General features: G+C 66.1%; 20 protein-coding genes. 13 read left to right on the top strand and 7 right to left on the bottom strand.

From position 1 onward, the window contains the following. Nucleotides 1–2 precede the first annotated feature (2 nt). Both guaA and tadA read left to right on the top strand, forming a co-directional pair. Nucleotides 3–1,595 carry a glutamine-hydrolyzing GMP synthase gene (gene guaA, locus DEO45_RS02620; RefSeq protein WP_114340770.1) on the top strand — a complete coding sequence of 531 codons (1,593 nt, stop codon included), beginning with the start codon at nucleotides 3–5 and terminating at the stop codon, nucleotides 1,593–1,595. 79 nt (nucleotides 1,596–1,674) lie between these two features. Next, complete coding sequence (gene tadA, locus DEO45_RS02615; RefSeq protein WP_114340769.1) at nucleotides 1,675–2,163, top strand: tRNA adenosine(34) deaminase TadA; 489 nt, start codon at nucleotides 1,675–1,677, stop codon at nucleotides 2,161–2,163. Between the two features lie 3 nt (nucleotides 2,164–2,166). Here the strand turns inward: tadA and DEO45_RS02610 are convergent, their stop codons facing one another. From DEO45_RS02610 to merR, 4 genes are all read right to left on the bottom strand, one after another. Further along, on the bottom strand, nucleotides 2,167–2,706 hold the full coding sequence (locus DEO45_RS02610) for a VOC family protein (protein WP_114340768.1): 540 nt from the start codon (nucleotides 2,704–2,706) through the stop codon (nucleotides 2,167–2,169). Nucleotides 2,707–3,195: 489 nt separating this feature from the next. Then, a complete protein-coding gene (locus tag DEO45_RS02605) occupies nucleotides 3,196–3,945 on the bottom strand; it encodes a hypothetical protein (protein ID WP_114340767.1) in 750 nt (249 codons plus the stop codon). Between the two features lie 150 nt (nucleotides 3,946–4,095). Next, nucleotides 4,096–4,428, bottom strand: a complete 333-nt coding sequence (locus DEO45_RS02600) for a cupredoxin domain-containing protein (protein WP_114340766.1) — start codon at nucleotides 4,426–4,428, stop codon at nucleotides 4,096–4,098. Nucleotides 4,429–5,029: 601 nt separating this feature from the next. Then, the gene (gene merR, locus DEO45_RS02595) at nucleotides 5,030–5,428 is read right to left on the bottom strand and encodes an Hg(II)-responsive transcriptional regulator (protein ID WP_428992419.1); all 399 of its coding nucleotides are present in this window, start codon (nucleotides 5,426–5,428) and stop codon (nucleotides 5,030–5,032) included. Nucleotides 5,429–5,663: 235 nt separating this feature from the next. On the opposite strand from merR, the gene merT reads away from it, so the two are divergent. From merT to merA, 3 genes are all read left to right on the top strand, one after another. Then, nucleotides 5,664–6,014, top strand: a complete 351-nt coding sequence (gene merT, locus DEO45_RS02590) for a mercuric ion transporter MerT (RefSeq protein ID WP_114340764.1) — start codon at nucleotides 5,664–5,666, stop codon at nucleotides 6,012–6,014. A gap of 13 nt (nucleotides 6,015–6,027) precedes the next feature. After that, a complete protein-coding gene (gene merP, locus DEO45_RS02585; RefSeq protein WP_114340763.1) occupies nucleotides 6,028–6,303 on the top strand; it encodes a mercury resistance system periplasmic binding protein MerP in 276 nt (91 codons plus the stop codon). Nucleotides 6,304–6,371: 68 nt separating this feature from the next. Next, nucleotides 6,372–8,024: a mercury(II) reductase gene (gene merA, locus DEO45_RS02580; protein WP_114340762.1), complete on the top strand. Its 1,653-nt coding sequence runs from the start codon at nucleotides 6,372–6,374 to the stop codon at nucleotides 8,022–8,024. A 12-nt stretch (nucleotides 8,025–8,036) separates the two neighbouring features. Here merA and DEO45_RS02575 read toward each other — a convergent pair whose 3' ends face one another. From DEO45_RS02575 to DEO45_RS02565, 3 genes are all read right to left on the bottom strand, one after another. Continuing rightward, a complete protein-coding gene (locus DEO45_RS02575) occupies nucleotides 8,037–8,828 on the bottom strand; it encodes a sterol desaturase family protein (RefSeq protein ID WP_223250760.1) in 792 nt (263 codons plus the stop codon). A gap of 113 nt (nucleotides 8,829–8,941) precedes the next feature. Next, nucleotides 8,942–9,187: a hypothetical protein gene (locus DEO45_RS02570; RefSeq protein ID WP_114340760.1), complete on the bottom strand. Its 246-nt coding sequence runs from the start codon at nucleotides 9,185–9,187 to the stop codon at nucleotides 8,942–8,944. Nucleotides 9,188–9,486: 299 nt separating this feature from the next. Next, on the bottom strand, nucleotides 9,487–10,044 hold the full coding sequence (locus DEO45_RS02565; RefSeq protein WP_114340759.1) for a carboxymuconolactone decarboxylase family protein: 558 nt from the start codon (nucleotides 10,042–10,044) through the stop codon (nucleotides 9,487–9,489). Nucleotides 10,045–10,184: 140 nt separating this feature from the next. Here DEO45_RS02565 and DEO45_RS02560 point away from each other — a divergent pair, with 140 nt between their 5' ends. The 8 genes from DEO45_RS02560 (at nucleotide 10,185) to DEO45_RS02525 (ending at nucleotide 16,916) form a co-directional block, all read left to right on the top strand. Then, on the top strand, nucleotides 10,185–11,039 hold the full coding sequence (locus DEO45_RS02560) for an AraC family transcriptional regulator (protein ID WP_114340758.1): 855 nt from the start codon (nucleotides 10,185–10,187) through the stop codon (nucleotides 11,037–11,039). Between the two features lie 213 nt (nucleotides 11,040–11,252). Beyond that, on the top strand, nucleotides 11,253–11,534 hold the full coding sequence (locus DEO45_RS02555; protein WP_114340757.1) for a DUF427 domain-containing protein: 282 nt from the start codon (nucleotides 11,253–11,255) through the stop codon (nucleotides 11,532–11,534). Between the two features lie 140 nt (nucleotides 11,535–11,674). After that, on the top strand, nucleotides 11,675–11,971 hold the full coding sequence (locus tag DEO45_RS02550) for a BufA1 family periplasmic bufferin-type metallophore (protein ID WP_114340756.1): 297 nt from the start codon (nucleotides 11,675–11,677) through the stop codon (nucleotides 11,969–11,971). 8 nt (nucleotides 11,972–11,979) lie between these two features. Continuing rightward, nucleotides 11,980–12,846, top strand: coding sequence for an MNIO family bufferin maturase (gene bufB / locus DEO45_RS02545; RefSeq protein WP_114340755.1), 867 nt, complete (start codon nucleotides 11,980–11,982; stop codon nucleotides 12,844–12,846). Beyond that, nucleotides 12,821–13,606 carry a DNA-binding domain-containing protein gene (locus DEO45_RS02540; RefSeq protein WP_114340754.1) on the top strand — a complete coding sequence of 262 codons (786 nt, stop codon included), beginning with the start codon at nucleotides 12,821–12,823 and terminating at the stop codon, nucleotides 13,604–13,606. The genes bufB and DEO45_RS02540 overlap by 26 nt, the downstream gene beginning before the upstream one ends. Beyond that, entirely contained in the window at nucleotides 13,603–14,124 is a 522-nt protein-coding gene (locus DEO45_RS02535) for a DoxX family protein (protein ID WP_114340753.1), read from the top strand. The genes DEO45_RS02540 and DEO45_RS02535 overlap by 4 nt, the downstream gene beginning before the upstream one ends. A 115-nt stretch (nucleotides 14,125–14,239) precedes the next feature. Beyond that, entirely contained in the window at nucleotides 14,240–14,749 is a 510-nt protein-coding gene (locus tag DEO45_RS02530; RefSeq protein WP_114340752.1) for an RNA polymerase sigma factor, read from the top strand. A gap of 25 nt (nucleotides 14,750–14,774) precedes the next feature. After that, nucleotides 14,775–16,916, top strand: a complete 2,142-nt coding sequence (locus DEO45_RS02525) for an FAD-dependent oxidoreductase (protein ID WP_114340751.1) — start codon at nucleotides 14,775–14,777, stop codon at nucleotides 16,914–16,916. Nucleotides 16,917–17,018 lie beyond the last annotated feature (102 nt).

The following is a 17,018-nucleotide window of genomic DNA, read 5'->3' as shown; positions in this document are numbered from 1 at the left end:
CCATGACCGATCTCCACAGCGACAAGATCCTCATCCTCGACTTCGGCGCGCAGTACACGCAGCTGATCGCGCGGCGCGTGCGCGAGCTTGGCGTGTACTGCGAGATCTGGGCGTGGGACCACGATCCTGCCGAAATTGCCGCGTTCGGCGCGAAGGGCATCATCCTGTCCGGCGGCCCGGAATCCACCACGCTGGAAGGCACGCCGAAGGCCCCGCAGCAGGTGTTCGACGCCGGCCTGCCAATCCTCGGCATCTGCTACGGCATGCAGACCCTCGCCGCCCAGCTTGGCGGTGCCACGGAAGCCGCCGACGCGCGCGAGTTCGGCCATGCCAGCGTGGACATCGTGGCGCCCAGCCGCCTGTTCGACGGTCTCAGCGATCGTGCCGGCAGCCACCAGTTGGACGTGTGGATGAGCCACGGCGACCACGTCTCGAAGGCGCCGCCGGGCTTTGCCGTCACCGGCCGTACCGACCGCATCCCCGTCGCGGTGATGGAGAACGAGGCCCGGCGCTGGTACGGCGTGCAGTTCCACCCCGAAGTGACGCACACGAAGCAGGGCGGGGCGCTGCTGAAGCGCTTCATCACCGAGATCTGCGGCTGCGCGACGTTGTGGACCGCGGCCAACATCATCGACGACCAGATCGCCCGCGTGCGCGCCCAGGTCGGCGACGACCACGTGTTGCTGGGGCTCTCCGGTGGCGTCGATTCCTCGGTGGTCGCTGCGCTGTTGCACAAGGCGATCGGCGACCGGCTGACCTGCGTGTTCGTCGACACCGGCCTGCTGCGCTGGCAGGAGGGCGACCAGGTGATGGCCACCATGGCCGCCGCTTCCGACGCGCATGGCATGGGCGTCAAGGTGATCCGCGTCAACGCCGCCGACCGCTATTTCCAGGCGCTCGAAGGCGTGGCCGACCCGGAAGCCAAGCGCAAGATCATCGGCGGCCTGTTCGTGGAGATCTTCGACGAGGAGTCCGCGAAACTCACCGCCGACGGCGGCAACGTGAAGTGGCTGGCGCAAGGCACGATCTACCCCGACGTGATCGAATCGGCCGGCAGCAAGACCGGCAAGGCCCACGTCATCAAGAGCCATCACAACGTCGGCGGCCTGCCGGCCCACATGAAACTCAAGCTGGTCGAGCCGCTGCGCGAGCTGTTCAAGGACGAGGTGCGCCGGATCGGCGTCGAGCTCGGCCTGCCGCGCGCGATGGTTTATCGCCACCCGTTCCCCGGCCCGGGCCTCGGCGTGCGCATCCTGGGCGAGGTGAAGCGCGAATACGCCGAACTGCTGGCGCAGGCCGATGCGATCTTCATCGACGAGTTGCGCAAGGCCGACCTGTACGACCGGACCAGCCAGGCGTTCGCCGTGTTCCTGCCGGTGAAGTCGGTCGGCGTGGTGGGCGACGCGCGCGCCTACGAATGGGTTATCGCGCTGCGCGCGGTGGAGACCATCGACTTTATGACCGCGCATTGGGCGCACTTGCCCTACGAGTTTCTTGGCAAGGTTTCAAACAGAATAATCAATGAGTTACGAGGTGTTTCTCGCGTAGTTTACGATATCAGCGGCAAGCCGCCTGCCACGATCGAGTGGGAGTAGATAAATCAATTGGTTACGCGCAGGAAGTGGAAGCCGGCGATATGCCGGCTTTCTCATGTAATGACCGTAGTGCATTGAAATGAATGAAGAAAAACGAGCAAGCTCAAGTAAATTCTCGACGACCGACGAGCAGTACATGCAGCGCGCGCTGCAACTGGCGGCGCACGCCCGCGATGCCGAGAATGAGGTGCCGGTGGGCGCCGTGCTGGTGCAGGGCGGGGAGATCGTCGGGCTGGGCTGGAACCGCAACATCACCCTGCATGATCCGACCGCCCACGCCGAGATCATGGCCATGCGCGCCGCCGGCGAGAAAGTAGCCAACCACCGCCTGTCCGGCGCCACGTTGTACGTCACGCTGGAGCCATGCGCGATGTGCGCGATGGCGATGATCCACGCCCGCCTCGGCCGCGTGGTCTACGCCGCCGCCGACCCCAAGACCGGCGCCGCCGGCAGCGTGTTCGACACCCTGGTGGATGCGCGCCACAACCATCGCATCGAAGTGGCTGGCGGCCTGCTCGCCGCGGAATCCGCCAGCATGTTGCGCGACTTCTTCCGCTCGCGCCGCTGAGTTTCAGTCGCTGCCGGACGGGGCGCCGACTGAAGCCATGGCGCCATCGGCGGAACCTTCTGCCTTGCTGCCCAGCAGTTGCAGGTGCAACCCCCAGGGCGATACGAAATCCAGAGCCAGGCGACCGGCCAGCGGGCCAGAGGTCAATCGGCGTGGCGCACCGTTCACGTCGACGCCTTCATGGCGCAGCCATTGGCCGGCGTGTGCCACGTCGTCCGTCACGAACTGCAACGTGCGGCTGGCCGGCTCCCGCGAAGGCCGCGTCGGGGCAGGGGAGGCGCCCCGTTCTTCGAACAGTTCGACGATCGAACCCGCGTCGCAGGCCAGCAGACTGGATTGCCGCGGATTGCTGCTCCTGCCAACAGCCGGGTCGATCGGGCGACAGTCCAGCACGTCCCGGAAAAATGCCACGGCCTGCCCGAGGTCCGGCACTCCGATCCTGGCGTAGTCGCCGCCGTACAGCGTGGCGGCATCGACAGCCGGCAGCGTGGCGACTGCGAAGCCGAGCAGCAGAAACAGCCGCGATAGTAATGATTTGCCCATGATCCAGTATCCGGATGCGCTTATGGGCAGCGATATGGGCGCCGGCCGTTCCCGGCAAAACCCTCCGCGGGTGATCGGCGAGTTTCCATGGGCGAACAATCCGGGGCGGGATCGTTCCGGGGCGGAGACGGAGCGATCTGCGAAGGATCGTTGATCCGTGGCCCGGCGGCCGGATATTCCCGATGTGTCCGCACGAACGGGCACGGCCCGGGTCGGGCCAGTCACATCACACTGCGGGAAATCATCGGAATGAAGCCTGGTTTCAGCTACTTGTCGCAACATTCACGAGGGCGGTTCGGCAGCCCGAGTCCCACCGGCCGCAACACGACCTCCGGGGGCACGGCGGCCGGTATCGACTTGCGTCCCGAGGATGGTTTCGACTGGTTGCACCGGATCAAGCCGATCCGGGCGCGTCAGCGCGCAGGGCGGTAGCAGACATGGCCACGGCACACTTCACGGAGTGTGTGATTGGTTGCCCGTGGGCCTCGCTCAGAAGAATTCGTACTCGACCTGGGCCAGCAGGGTGCGCCGCGGAGCGGCGGGATTGATGCCCAGGAGCAGTCCGATGCGGTACTCCACATTGCCATGCGTGCCCGGCACGTGCCATTCCCCGGTGGCCACGGGGCCGGCCTGGTAGGAGTTGTCGTCCGGCCGGCCGTACGCCTCGATGCCTGGCCGGAAGGCTGACGTCAATGCGTAGGTGCCCGCGTAGCTGTAGCGGAATTCGGTGGCATGCGATGCGCCACTGCCGATATGGCGTTCCCAGATCAGGTTGACGCGATGATCGAAGCGGCCGGCCGTCTTCTCGATCAAGGGGCCAAATTCGAGTTCACCGGGGCCGCCGCCCTTGGGATGCCCATAGGAGGCGAGCAGACCAACGTCGGCCCAGTAGCGCCCTGGCTCGGTGAACTGGAACGTATTCTCGAACTCGTAGCCCACCAGCTTCCCCTGTCCTCCAGGTTCCTTCTTGTATTCGGCTACGTAGATTTCGGGTTTCCACCAACTGGTGAATGCATGCGCGACGGAGAGCTCGGCTGCCCGCTCTCCGTTGATATCGGCGCGACCGTCGCTGAAGCCGTAGCCACGCAGTTCGATCTCGGTCTGGGTGGGAATCACGTGCGGCGAGTAGACGATGAAATCGTCCGCGTGCACGAGGCTGGCGCATCCCAGCAGGGCCAGGCCGAGAGCCGCCTGCAAAAGGCGTTGGGAATAAAGGGGGATTGAGCGATTCGCTTGCATGGAAAGTCCTTGGGGAGCATCGAGTCACGCAGCCGCCTGCGCCGCGAAGTTCCGGGCGTCACGGCGGTGCGGGATTGTTTGGATACTGAGGTGAAGCGGACAGCGCCATGGCGAACCGGCGGCGATGGCAGGCCGGTCCGTTGGTAGATCCTATTCCACGATCAGGCGGCCCAAGGCCGTATCCTGGTGGAAGTCGCCGAAGAAGCCATAGGTGCCTGCTCGGAGGGGACCGACGTAAACCGTGGCACTGCTGTTGGGCAATACCAGCTTCTCGCGATTGAAATCCGTACTCTCGAATTCCTCGGGCGTCGGATCCTGGTTGTGCACCACGATGCGCACCTTGGTATTGGCCGGCATCCTGATCTCGCTCGGCTGGTAGCGGTGGTTCTTGATGACCAGCGTGTATTCCGGCACGTCGCTGGCCGCAGCGGTTCCGGCGGCCGTCAGCAGGGCGACGGCGGCCAACATCAACAGGCGCTTCATTCGTGGATTTCCTCGGGTTTAGTAAATGCTACTCATTCTTATTTGAGGCGTCAACAAACCAGAGGCTTCCGGCCAGACGACCCGGCGCATGATGAGGAACGCTCTGGGGCAGCCGGCTGGCGGGTGCGAAGCAGCGGCATCGAGTCCGCCGCCCGCTCCGCAGATCTATCCAGAGCTGGGCATTGCACATGCCGAAGCTCGGCGTCGAGATTGCAGCCAGCGAAGGTGGGGAGCGCGTGGCTCAATCCACGCATCCGGCACCCAGGCTGCCTTGTTGTCGTGGCTTTCGCCATGCCAATCACGAGCTGAAAGGTATGCCGTGGCGTTCGTACACGAAACGGCCCAACGGCAGCGATCCGTCGGTCTACAGCCAGGATGACCTCAATCGGATTGCGCTGAGCTTCAACATGTGGCCACCAACGCATCCCAGTTCCGCACACGGGAGGTCTGCAACGACCATCTGGCACGCGTCCGGGCGTGCGCCGGAACTATTTAATGATCATGTCGCACGTGGCCCCTGGAACTGCCCGCCGTGGTCGGTCGATTCTGGACCGGGTGGCAGTCCCGGGATGGTGTTCCGGTTTGACGTGCGGCACTCCTCTCAGCGCAGGGCCGCGATCAGCGGACAGGACACATGGCCGGGCTTGCTGTGGCAGGCGTGGACCAGCTGGGACAGGGTCCGTTCCATGCGCTTCAGGTCCGCCAGTTTCTCGCGCACGTCCTTGAGCTTGTGTTCGGCCAGCACACTCGCCTCGCTGCAATGCGTGCCGTCCTCCAGCTGCAGCAATTCGGCGATCTCGTCCAGACTGAAGCCCAGTCGCTGGGCAGATTTCACGAACCGCACGCGCGCGACATCCACCTCGTCATAACGACGGATGCCACCGTAAGGTTTGTCCGGTTCGGACAGCAGGCCCCGTCGCTGATAGAACCGGACGGTCTCGACATTGACCCCGGACGCCTTGGCAAAGGCACCGATGGTCAGGCCTTTCTGGCTGTTCATCATGGTGCTTGATTCCGTACAGGACTACGGAAGCAGGTTAGCACCGCATGGCGATGATCGAGGGCTTGTCCGTGGCGGGCGTTATCCCGGCGGCGTCGCCCTCGCTGCGCCACGGCACCCGTCACGGTACCGGCCAGGTGCCCCCGCGCATGGCGGCTTGACTCCGTACTTAGGTACGTCCTTACGCTGTCCCTGTACGGTGAATCGGGTCGTCGCAATGGAAACGGAGCCACTCATGTCTGCATCAAAGAAACCCGGTGGCGTGCTGGCCGCCGGTGGCCTGGCCGCGATCCTGGCGTCCACCTGCTGCCTGGGGCCATTGCTGCTGGTCACCCTCGGGTTTTCCGGTGCATGGATCGGCAACCTGACCGTGCTGGAACCCTACCGTCCGTGGTTCATCGGGCTGGCGTTGGTCGCGATGTTCTTTGCCTGGCGACGCATCTTTCGTCCGGTAACTGCCTGCCAGCCGGGCGAGGTCTGCGCGATACCGCAGGTTCGGACCACCTACAAACTCATCTTCTGGATCGTGGCCGCGCTCGTCCTGGTCGCGCTCGGATTTCCCTACGTGCTTCCCTTGTTCTACTGATCTGGAGTTCGTCATGAAAAAGCTGGTTGCCGTTCTCGCACTCGCTGTCGTCGCTGCCCCTGCCTGGGCCGCCACCCGGACCGTCACGCTGTCGGTACCGGGGATGACCTGCGCTGCCTGCCCGATCACGGTGAAGAAAGCGCTTTCCGAAGTCGATGGTGTGAGCCGGATCGACGTGGTCCTCGACAGGCGCGAGGCCATCGTCACCTTCGACGACAGCAAGACCAGCGCGCTGAAACTGACCATGGCCACGGCCAGTGCGGGTTATCCGTCCACGGTTGGCAAATAAGAGATGGGTGGTGCGGAGAGAGTGACCGGTGCGGCATGGTCGCACCTGGACGATAAGGAGTGGCGGCAATGATCCGACTGGATATCGGGGGCATGACGTGCGGCGCCTGCGCCAGCCATGTTCGCGAGGCGCTGTGCGAGGTGCCGGGCGTCGAGAACGCGGAGGTCGACTATCCGACGGGCGTTGCCAGCGTGCACGGCAGCGGGCTCGACGCGCAGGCTGCGATCGCCGCGGTTGCCGCCCTCGGTTACAGCGCGAGCGAGGCCGCGGCGCCGACGCAGCAGAGCCCCGCTGATCCGTCGCATGCCGTACGCGGAAACGGCGGCGCGCTGCGTGTCGCCGTCATCGGCAGTGGCGGGGCCGCGATGGCCGCGGCGCTCAAGGCGGCCGAGCAGGGCGCGCAAGTCACGCTGATCGAGCGTGGTGTCCTTGGCGGAACCTGCGTCAACGTCGGCTGCGTGCCTTCGAAGATCATGATCCGCGCCGCCCACATCGCCCATCTGCGTCGCCAGAGTCCGTTCGATGACGGCGTGGCGGCGAGTGATCCGGTGATCGACCGCGCGCGATTGCTGATCCAGCAGCGTGCGCGTGTCGACGAACTGCGGCACACCAAGTACGAGAACATCCTGGACGGGAACCCGGCGATCACCGTGCTGCACGGCGAAGCACGCTTCAGGGATGGACATACCCTGATCGTGAATCCGGGCGACAGCGGCGAGCGCACGGTGGCATTCGACCGCTGCCTGATCGGCACGGGTGCCAGCCCGGCGGTCCCGCCGATTCCCGGCCTGAAAGAATCGCCCTACTGGACGTCGACTGAAGCGCTGGCGAGCGCATCGATTCCACCGCGGCTGGCGGTGATCGGATCGTCGGTGGTAGCGGTCGAATTGGCACAGGCGTTCGCAAGGCTGGGCAGCAAGGTGACCATCCTGGCCCGGCATACGCTGCTCTCTCGGGAAGACCCCGCCATCGGCGCGGCCGTCACGGCCGCTTTCCGTGCTGAGGGCATCGCGGTGCTGGAACACATGCAGGCGAGCCGGATCGTTCATGCGGAGAACGAATTCGTGTTCACCACGGAGCAGGGCGAGGTGCGCGCCGACCGACTGTTGGTTGCCACCGGACGGGTGCCCGACACGTCCGGGCTCGCGCTGCAGGCGGCTGGCGTCGAGGTCGATGCACAGGGGGCCGTCGTCATCGACAGGGGCATGCGCACGAGCAACCCGGATATCTACGCGGCCGGCGATTGCACCGATCAGCCGCAATTCGTCTACGTGGCTGCGGCCGGCGGCACCCGCGCCGCCATCAACATGTTCGGTGGCAACGCCACGCTGGATCTGCGCGCGATGCCAGCGGTGGTATTCACCGAGCCGCAGGTTGCCACCGTCGGCCTGTCGGAAGCGCAAGCGCGCGAAGCGGGTATTCCGACCGAGAGTCGCACGCTGAGCCTCGACAACGTGCCGCGCGCACTGGCCAACTTCGATACGCGTGGCTTCATCAAGATGGTGGTCGAAGCCGGCAGCGGCCGGCTGCTCGGCGTGCAGGCGGTGGCCGAGAACGCCGGCGAACTGATCCAGACGGCGGCACTGGCGATCCACCACGGCATGACGGCAGCGGACATCGCCAATCAATTGTTCCCCTACCTGACCATGGTTGAAGGACTCAAGCTGTGCGCGCAGACCTTCAGCAGGGATGTCAGGCAGCTGTCCTGTTGCGCCGGCTAGGCACGGTGTCGCTCACGGCATGCGCGCATCATCGGTGCGCTCCGGCCGGGCATTGATCGGATAGCTCTCCGTCGATCCGCGAAACGGCTGCCACAGCATCAGGTCCAGGCGCAGCTCGCGCGGGTCGCGGAACTGGTTGATGCCGAGGGTCATGTCGAGGTGGCCGTCGCGCGGCTGCGCACGATAGGTGCCAAACAGGCGATCCCACCAGGGCAGGTTGAAGCCGAAGTTGGAGTTGGTCTCGTCCGGATGCCAGGAGTGATGCACGCGATGCATGTCCGGCGTGACGAGGAATCGGCGCAGCAGACGATCCAGTGGCACCGGCAAGCGGACATTGCCGTGGTTGAACATCGAAGTGGCGTTCAGCAGTACCTCGAAAACCAGCACGGCAGTCGCGGGCGCGCCCAAGGCCACGATGACGCCCAGCTTGATGCCGAGCGACAGCAGGATCTCCAGCGGATGGAAGCGTGCGCCGGTGGTCAGATCGAATTCGAGGTCGGTGTGATGCATCCGGTGCAGCCGCCACAAGCCCGGCACCGCGTGGAACAACACGTGCTGCAGGTAGATGGCAAGGTCGAGCAGGAGCACCGATGCGCCAAACGCCAGCCAGTTGGGTGCTTTCAGCACATGCAGCAGCCCCCATCCATGGGTCTCGGCGAATAGCGCCACGCCGACGGCGGCGGTGGGAAAGAGCAACCGCACCAGCACGCTATTGAGCACGACGATGCCGAGATTGCCGGGCCAGCGCCGCCATCTACCGATCGCCTGACGCCGCCTGGGCGCCAGCGTTTCCCACAGCGCCATCACGGCGAAGATGCCGGCGAAGGCACCGAGCCGGATCGCGGGTTCGTGGGCGAGCAGAAACGGGGCCATCGTCGGGTGCCCTGGTCAGGAAGCCTGATCGATCGTCGAGGACATCATCCAGGCTTGTCCGGTTCCGCTCCGGTCTGGCGGGATATCAGGCCGAGATTGGCGACCGTGAACGGGGTCAGCAGATTCATGGCGATCCTGATCGCCAACTGTGCGTTCCATGGTCCGGCCAGCAACTGGTCGCCGAGGTTGAACGCGCTCAGCCACACGCCCACCAGCAGCGCCACCAGGCAGGTCCGTTTCAGATGGGGAGGGTGGAGCACCACCCTCGGGATTTGGCGCAGCGTCATCATGTCATGGTCTTTCCGGCAAGCCGGCATGGAACAGAACCCGGCTGCAGGTGGTGAAGGCTGGCCATGATGCACCAGGAACGCTTCATTTCCCGCGTCGAATGCCGCCCGGCAAACGACCCTGCTGCCGCGCAAGGCCGCGGTGCCCGATCGTCCTGCCAGGTGCCTGCATGAGAATGTCCATGGCGTCGGCTGTCAACCGCGGGGCAGTATCACTTGCCCGGTATCCGCGTGTCGGACGAAAGGGTGGCCGGGCTTGTGAATGGACCCGAATCCCGGGACGTCGGCGTGATCCCGCGGCATCATGTCGGACGGTGCCATGCCTCGCTGGAAAACTCGGCGTTGGTCCGGGTTTCGGTCAGGTGGTTGGCGTAGTTGCTGAGAGTCTTCATGGCGACGCCCAGCACGACTTCCAACGCCTGCTGGTGGGTGAAGCCGGCCTTGAGGAAGGCCTGCAGCGGCGCTCCGGCCACCCAGCCGCGCTCCTTCACCATGTGGCGGGTGAACGTGGCCAGGGCTTCGAGCCGGACGTCGGGCAGGGTGGTGCGGTTGCGCAACGCGTCGACGACGGCATCCGGAGCCTTGGCCACCTTGCGGGCGATCATCGAATGGGCGGCGACGCAGAATTCACATCCGTTTTCCACGCTGGCGGCCAGCAGTACCACCTGGCGCTCCACCGGGTTGAACGAGGTCTTGTCGAACTGCGCGGAAAGGCCGAAGTAGGCTTCCAGCGCCGCCGGGGCGTTGGCGAGGTTGGCATACAGGTTGGGCACGAAGCCCATCTTGTCGCGTGCGCCCCGCAGCAGGGCGCGTGCTGCTTCCGGGGCGGAGTCGGGATTCTGCAGGGTAAATTCGCTCATGGCTGATGTTCCTCTGATGGATTGGCGGGCGACCGGTCGAATGACGAACCGGTCATGGGCATACTTTGGCCCTCGACTGCGAACGCAACCATGTCCGCAACGCGCGCATGCTTGTCTCCGCGTCTTGATCTGGAGCCGTCGTGGACGAACTGAGTGAATTGATGCGGCACCTCCGCCTGCAGACGCGCGTGTTCCATCGGACCACGCATTGCGGGCAGTGGGTGGTCGATGGCGAATACGAGCGCAAGGCGATGTTCCACCTGGTGGCCACCGGACGCTGCGTGATGCGGCATGACGGCCGTGCCGGCGACATCCTGCTCCGGGCCGGCGACGCGGTACTGTTCAACCGACCGCTGGACCATTGCCTGATCGCCTCGCTGGACGCCGATGGTGAGGTTCCCACGCTGCTGCTGTGCGGCTACTTCGAGTTCGACTCGCCATTGTCGGAAGTGTTGCTGGCGTCGCTGCCGGCGCAGCTGCTGCTTCGGCACGATCCGCAGCCGGGCGACGGCGATTCCGGCGCTCCGGCGGCCCTGCTGCAGCTGATCGTCGCCGAGGCCGAGTCGAACGGTCCCGGCGCCATGACATTGATGGACAAGCTTTCCGATGCGCTGTTCATGTATGCGCTGCGGCAGTGCCTGGCCGCCGGTACGGTCGCCCAGGGGCTGCTGACCGCGATTTTCGATCCGCATCTCGGCCCGGCGTTGCTGGCCATCCATCGGGATCCGCAGCAACCCTGGACGGTGGCGATGCTCGCCGACAGGGTGCATCTGTCGCGGGCAGCGTTCGCCCGGCGATTTGCCCATTCGACCGGAGCCACCCCGATGGGGTATGTCACCGGCCTGCGCATGCAACAGGCGAAGTCGGCGCTGGCCGAGCGCGGCGTCAGCGTGGCCGAAGCGGCGGTGATCGCCGGCTATGCGACAGAGGCAGCCTTCAGCCGCGCCTTCAAACGCCTTCACGGAAACTCGCCGGGTGTCTCGCGGTCGCTTTGAAACTTCGTTGAATCTTTCGACCGGTCCGGTCCCTCTATCGGGTGAGGGCGTCGCGCGGCAGCGGAAAGTTCATGGCCATTCCCCCGTATCGGTGGCCATGGATTTCGAGCCTGCCCTGGCTGCCGCGCGCGTCTTCACCACTGACGGCAAACCGGCCGGCGAGTGCGAACGGCGGCAGTATCGGTTCCAGCCAACTGCAACGAGGAGAGACCCATGCGCGCGATGTGGCAAGGCAGCGTGATCGCCGAGAGCGAGCACACGATCGTGATTGAAGGCAATCACTATTTTCCGCCGGAGTCGCTCAGGCGCGAGCACCTGCGCGACAGCACCCGGCATTCGGTGTGTCCCTGGAAAGGCACGGCCAGCTATTTCGATGTCGTGGTCGACGACGAGGTCAATCCCGCCGCGGCGTGGTACTACCCGGAGCCCAAGCCGGAAGCGGCGGAGATCCGCGGGTACGTCGCGTTCTGGCACGGGGTCATGGTGTGTCCCTGAACAGGCGGCTGGGCGGCCACCTCGCGCCGGCAGCCACTCGATGGGCCGCTTGCAGCACGCACGAATCATGAATCCTTTGGCCCCCTGGGTGGCTCTATGAGGTGCCGGACGCCCCGGCTCACCTTACGGAGATACCCATCATGAACCACGACAACCTGCTCAAAATCGCCCTGGCCGGCGCGCTGGCCCTCGGCGTGGCATCGGTCGCCACCGCCAGCCCGGCGCCGAACGGCGCGAACGAGATGAAGTCGGCCAACATGGCGATGACCAAGTGCTACGGCATCAATGCGGCGCACAAGAACGACTGCAAGTCGCCGGGGCATTCGTGCGCCGGCCAGGACAGCAAGGCACGCGACGCCAATGCGTTCGTGGCCGTGCCGGCCGGCCTGTGCGAAAAGATCGACGGCGGTTCCACCACCCCGGCGGACAAGGCCTGATCCAGGCCATGAGCTTCCTGCTGCCACAGGCGCAGCGCCCGATCCCGGCAGCCGCCGGGATCGGCTTGCGCGCGCCGCACATCGCCCGGGTGTTGCAGGAGCGGCCGCCGGTGCCGTGGTTCGAAGTGCACAGCGAGAACTATTTCGCTGCCGGCGGTCCGATGCATGCGGCGCTGGAGCGCATCCGCGCCGACTATCCCCTCAGCCTGCACGGCGTCGGCCTGTCACTGGGTTCGTCCGATGCGTTAGACGTTGCACACCTGGCCAGCCTGCGGCGGCTGGTCGACCGCTATCAGCCCGCGCTTGTCTCGGACCACATCTGCTGGGGCGCGATCGGCGGCATCCATCTGAACGATCTGCTGCCGCTGCCGTATACCGCGGAAGCCCTGGCCCTGATGGTCTCGCGCGTGCAGCAGGTGCAGGACGCGCTGGGGCGCGAGTTCCTGGTCGAGAACGTCTCAAGCTATCTCAGCTTCCGTCACGCCGACATGCCGGAGTCGGCCTTCGTCGCCGAACTGGTACGCCGCAGCGGCTGCGGCCTGCTGCTGGACGTGAACAATGTTTACGTCAACAGCGTCAATCACGGCTTCGACCCGGGCGAGTACCTGCGCGCCATGCCGCATGCCTCGGTGCGCGAGATCCATCTCGCCGGCTTTCTGCGCAAGGACCGGCTGCCGGTGCCGCTGCTGATCGACAGCCACAGCCGTCCCGTCGCCGACGAGGTGTGGGCGCTCTACCGCGAGGCGCTGGAACTGTGCGGACCGCAGCCGACGCTGATCGAATGGGACCAGGACATTCCCGAACTGGAGGTGCTGCTGGCCGAAGCCGCCCGTGCCGAGGAGGAGCTGCATGCCTGCCGCACCGCGATTGCATGAACTGCAGCAAGGCTTCGCTGCGGCCGTGCTGGGCCGCAGCGACGACGTGGCGGCATGGGTCGACGGCGCCGGGCTGGATCCGGCGGCGCGGCTGCGCATCTACCGCAACGCGGTGGCCGCGACCCTCGATGCGGCCCTGCACGACGCTTTCCCCACCGTGCATGCGCTAGTGGGCGAGGATTTTTTCGAGGCGATGGCCGCGCGTTACCGGGAGCAACACCCCTCCACCTGCGGCAACCTGCAGTCATTCGGCGGCGCGCTGCCCGGGTTCATCGAGGCGATACCACGGGCCCGCTCACTGGGCTACCTGGCGGACATCGCGAGGCTGGACTGGTTGCGCCAGCTGACCGTGCTGGCGCCGGATGCGGCGCCTGCCGATGCCCGCGCCGCCGCCGACGCGGCTGCGGTGGAACCGCGCCGGCTGCACCTGCGCTTGCATCCGAGCCTGCATCTGCTGCACAGCCGCTGGGCCGTGCTCACCTTGTGGCAGTGGTGCCAGTCGCCCGGCGGGCCCGCTCCGCGTCCCGATCGGGGTGGCGAGAGCGTCCTGCTGTGGCGTGATGGCGGCGAGGTGGCCATGGCTGCCGTCGACCCCGCCACGTTCCACTGCATCGAGGTGCTGGCCGCGGGCGGCGATGTGGCTGCGGCCCATCGGGCGGCCATGGACCTGGATGCCGCTTTCGATCTTCAACCCTGTCTGCGGGACCTGCTCGTGCAGGGCCTGGTCGTGGCGTTCAACAACCAAGAGGGCTGCACATGAACAAGCTGCTGTGGCGCACGAGTGGTCATTACCGGCAACTGGCGGAGGCATTGTCGAGCCTGGGGCCGGTGGTGCTGTTGTTGTTCCGGGTGTGGGTGGCACTGGCGTTCTGGCACGCCGGCGTGGTGAAGCTCGACGACCCGGCGGGTACGTTCTACCTGTTCAACAACGAATACCACGTGCCGCTGTTGTCCGGCGACGCCGCGGCGTTTCTCGGCACCTGGATCGAGCTGGTCGCGCCGTGGTTCCTCCTGCTGGGGCTGGGCGGGCGGGTGACCGCGGGGTTCCTGTTCGTCTACAACATCATGGCCGTCGTTTCCTACCCGGATCTGTGGCCGCACGGTTTCTGGGTCGGCCTGATCGGCAACGATTTCAGCGACCACAAGGTCTGGGCGATGATGCTGCTGGCGGTGATCGCCTGGGGGCCGGGTTCGTTCTCGCTCGATCGGATCCTCGATCGATTCCGGCCCATGGACAAGCGGGGCGACGGCACGGATGCCGCGGTACGGGCAGGGTAGCTGGCCGTGCCGGCCAATCCGCTTGAATCCTTTGATGCGCCGGAGTCCTCTATGGGGCGAGAGAACCGGAATCCCCGCCACTGCACCACCGAGCAACCACGCAAAGGTTCCCCCCATGCGACATGACCCGATCCTCCTGGAATCCGCGCGGCAGGGCGACCTCGCCGCGGTCGAACGGCTGCTGACCGCGTGCCGGCCGGACCTGCGGCGCATCGCCCAGTCGCAATGCGCCAGCAGCGTGGACCCGGACGATGCGGTGCAGGAATCGTTGCTGCTGATCTACCGCCGGCTCGGCACGCTGCGCACGATCGCCTCGTTTCCCGCCTGGGCCTTTTCGATCGTGCGCCACGAATGCCACCGGTTGCTGCGCGCGATGCGCGGGCAGGTCGCGTTGCCGGATCCGGATCACGCCATTTTTGTCTATGTCGAGCATTTCGATCTGCGCTCGGACCTGGCCGCCGCCATCCAGTCGCTGCCGGAAAAATACCGGGAGGCGATCATCCTTCGCGATTTCGAGGAGTACTCGATCAGCGAGATCGCCGGCCAGCTCCTGCTGACGCGGGAGGCGGTCAAGAGCCGCATCCATCGTGGCCGCCAGATGGTCCAGGAATATCTCAGGGACTGAGCACTGCCGACCGGATTCCGTACCCATGAAAAATCGCACCACGATCCTCCGCTGGCTGATCGTCATCGGCCTGTCCGGTGCGGTCGCCGTGTTCTTCGCGTTGGGCTGGCAGCACCAGTTCACGCTGGCTGCGCTGAAGGCGCACCTGCTCGCGCTGGACGCTTTCCGGCAGGCCCATCCGTGGCTGCTCGGCGGCGGTTTTTTCCTGCTGTATGTGGCGGTCACCGCGTTGTCGCTGCCGCTGGCCACCTTGCTGACCCTGGCCGGCGGCGCGATGTTCGGCCTGCTGGAAGGCACACTGCTGGTGTCGTTTGCCTCGAGCATCGGCGCGACGCTGGCCTTCCTCGCCAGCCGGTTCGTCTTTCGCGACATGGTACAGCGGCGCTTCGGCCAGCGCCTGCACGCGGTCGACGAGGGCATCCGGCGCGAAGGCGCCCTGTACCTGTTCACGCTGCGGCTGGTTCCGGTGATCCCGTTCTTCGTGGTGAACCTGCTGATGGGGCTGACTAGGTTACCGATACGCACGTTCTACTGGGTCAGCCAGCTCGGCATGCTGGCGGCGACCGTGGTGTTCGTGAATGCCGGCACCCAGCTGGCCCGCCTGCACTCGCTGTCGGGCATCGTCTCGCCCCGGATCGCCGGCTCGCTCGTCCTGCTGGGGGTGTTCCCGTGGCTGGCGCGCTGGAGCGTGGCGCGGGTGAGGCGGCGGCGCCTCCATGCAGGCTGGCCGGCGCCGAAGCGCTTCGATCGGAACCTGGTGGTGATCGGCGCCGGTTCGGCGGGACTGGTCAGCGCCTATATCGCCGCCGCCGTGCGCGCAAAGGTCACCCTGGTGGAAGGCGGCGCCATGGGCGGCGACTGTCTCAATACCGGCTGCGTGCCATCGAAGGCGCTGATCCACGCGGCGCGGCTGGCGGCACACGTGCGGGGCGCGACGCGCGTCGGGGTGGATGCCGGTGACATCAGGGTCGATTTCCACGCCGTGATGGGCAGCGTGCGGCGCGCGGTGCAGGCCGTGGCGCCGCACGACTCGGTGGAGCGCTACCGCGGGCTGGGCGTGGAGGTGCAGCATGGCCATGCACGCATCGTGTCGCCGTGGACGGTCGAGATCGATGGCAGGCCCGTCACCACGCGTGCCATCGTGATTGCCACCGGCGCCGAACCCGTGGTGCCGGATCTGCCGGGGCTGGCCGAAGCGGGCTATCTCACCTCCGAAACGCTGTGGCAGCTGCAGGACCCGCCCGGGCGCCTGCTGATACTGGGCGGCGGCCCGATCGGCTGCGAGCTTGCGCAGGCATTTGCCCGACTCGGTACGCCGGTCGTTCAGGTGCAGAGCCACAGGCGCCTGCTGATGCGCGAGGACGACGAGGTATCCGTCTTCGTGCGGGCGCGCCTGTCGGCCGATGGCGTGGACGTGCGTACGGACTGCCGTGCCGTGGCAGTCGAGCGGCATGGCGGGCAATACGCGCTGGTCTGCGAGCATGAGGGCCGGCGCGCAAGGATCCCCTTCGACACGCTGCTGGTGGCGGTCGGGCGCAAGCCGCGCGTCACCGGCTTCGGGCTGGAGGAACTGGGCATCCCTGTGACCGGGACAGTGGATACGGATGCGTGGCTGGCCACGCTGTACCCGAACATCTACGCCTGCGGCGACGTCGCCGGGCCCTACCAGTTCACCCACGTCGCCGCCCACCAGGCGTGGTACGCCGCCGTCAATGCGCTGTTCGGCTCGATCTGGCGTTTTCGCGTCGACTACGCGGTGATTCCGGCGGTGACGTTCGTCGATCCGGAGGTGGCGCGCGTCGGCCTCAACGAGCGCGAGGCGAAGGCGCAGGGCATTCCGTTCGAGACCACGCGCTATGAACTGGACGATCTGGACCGGGCGATCACCGAGGATCAGGCGCATGGCTTCGTGAAAGTGCTGACCGCACCAGGCAAGGATCGCATCCTGGGCGCAACCATCGTGGGCCAGCATGCAGGCGAGATGCTGGCCGAGTTCGTGCTGGCGATGCGCCATGGGCTGGGACTCAACAAGATCCTTGGCACCATCCACGCGTATCCGACCTGGGCCGAAGCCAACAAGTACGCGGCGGGAAACTGGAAGAAGGCCCATGCGCCCGAACGAGTGCTGCACTGGCTGGCCCGCTATCACGCATGGCGGCGGAAGTGAGGGCGGCATGAGGAATCACGATTTCATGCCAGGACAGAGGGCCGGGTGCTGCATGCCTGCCGTGCGATCGGCGTGCGAAGGATCACGGCGTACTGTGGAGGC

Origin of the sequence: Rhodanobacter denitrificans (genome assembly GCF_003335105.1) — a bacterium.
Classification (GTDB): domain Bacteria; phylum Pseudomonadota; class Gammaproteobacteria; order Xanthomonadales; family Rhodanobacteraceae; genus Rhodanobacter; species Rhodanobacter denitrificans_A.
This window is presented reverse-complemented; position numbering and strand designations above follow the sequence as displayed.

Bases quoted from the DNA above. Each gene is read 5' to 3' on its own strand.
- guaA (WP_114340770.1), top strand. From the start codon at position 3: ATGACCGATCTCCACAGCGACAAGATCCTCATCCTCGACTTCGGCGCG.
- tadA (WP_114340769.1), top strand. From the start codon at position 1,675: ATGAATGAAGAAAAACGAGCAAGCTCAAGTAAATTCTCGACGACCGAC.
- DEO45_RS02610 (WP_114340768.1), bottom strand. From the start codon at position 2,706: ATGGGCAAATCATTACTATCGCGGCTGTTTCTGCTGCTCGGCTTCGCA.
- DEO45_RS02605 (WP_114340767.1), bottom strand. From the start codon at position 3,945: ATGCAAGCGAATCGCTCAATCCCCCTTTATTCCCAACGCCTTTTGCAG.
- DEO45_RS02600 (WP_114340766.1), bottom strand. From the start codon at position 4,428: ATGAAGCGCCTGTTGATGTTGGCCGCCGTCGCCCTGCTGACGGCCGCC.
- merR (WP_428992419.1), bottom strand. From the start codon at position 5,428: ATGAACAGCCAGAAAGGCCTGACCATCGGTGCCTTTGCCAAGGCGTCC.
- merT (WP_114340764.1), top strand. From the start codon at position 5,664: ATGTCTGCATCAAAGAAACCCGGTGGCGTGCTGGCCGCCGGTGGCCTG.
- merP (WP_114340763.1), top strand. From the start codon at position 6,028: ATGAAAAAGCTGGTTGCCGTTCTCGCACTCGCTGTCGTCGCTGCCCCT.
- merA (WP_114340762.1), top strand. From the start codon at position 6,372: ATGATCCGACTGGATATCGGGGGCATGACGTGCGGCGCCTGCGCCAGC.
- DEO45_RS02575 (WP_223250760.1), bottom strand. From the start codon at position 8,828: ATGGCGCTGTGGGAAACGCTGGCGCCCAGGCGGCGTCAGGCGATCGGT.
- DEO45_RS02570 (WP_114340760.1), bottom strand. From the start codon at position 9,187: ATGATGACGCTGCGCCAAATCCCGAGGGTGGTGCTCCACCCTCCCCAT.
- DEO45_RS02565 (WP_114340759.1), bottom strand. From the start codon at position 10,044: ATGAGCGAATTTACCCTGCAGAATCCCGACTCCGCCCCGGAAGCAGCA.
- DEO45_RS02555 (WP_114340757.1), top strand. From the start codon at position 11,253: ATGCGCGCGATGTGGCAAGGCAGCGTGATCGCCGAGAGCGAGCACACG.
- DEO45_RS02550 (WP_114340756.1), top strand. From the start codon at position 11,675: ATGAACCACGACAACCTGCTCAAAATCGCCCTGGCCGGCGCGCTGGCC.
- bufB (WP_114340755.1), top strand. From the start codon at position 11,980: ATGAGCTTCCTGCTGCCACAGGCGCAGCGCCCGATCCCGGCAGCCGCC.
- DEO45_RS02540 (WP_114340754.1), top strand. From the start codon at position 12,821: ATGCCTGCCGCACCGCGATTGCATGAACTGCAGCAAGGCTTCGCTGCG.
- DEO45_RS02535 (WP_114340753.1), top strand. From the start codon at position 13,603: ATGAACAAGCTGCTGTGGCGCACGAGTGGTCATTACCGGCAACTGGCG.
- DEO45_RS02530 (WP_114340752.1), top strand. From the start codon at position 14,240: ATGCGACATGACCCGATCCTCCTGGAATCCGCGCGGCAGGGCGACCTC.
- DEO45_RS02525 (WP_114340751.1), top strand. From the start codon at position 14,775: ATGAAAAATCGCACCACGATCCTCCGCTGGCTGATCGTCATCGGCCTG.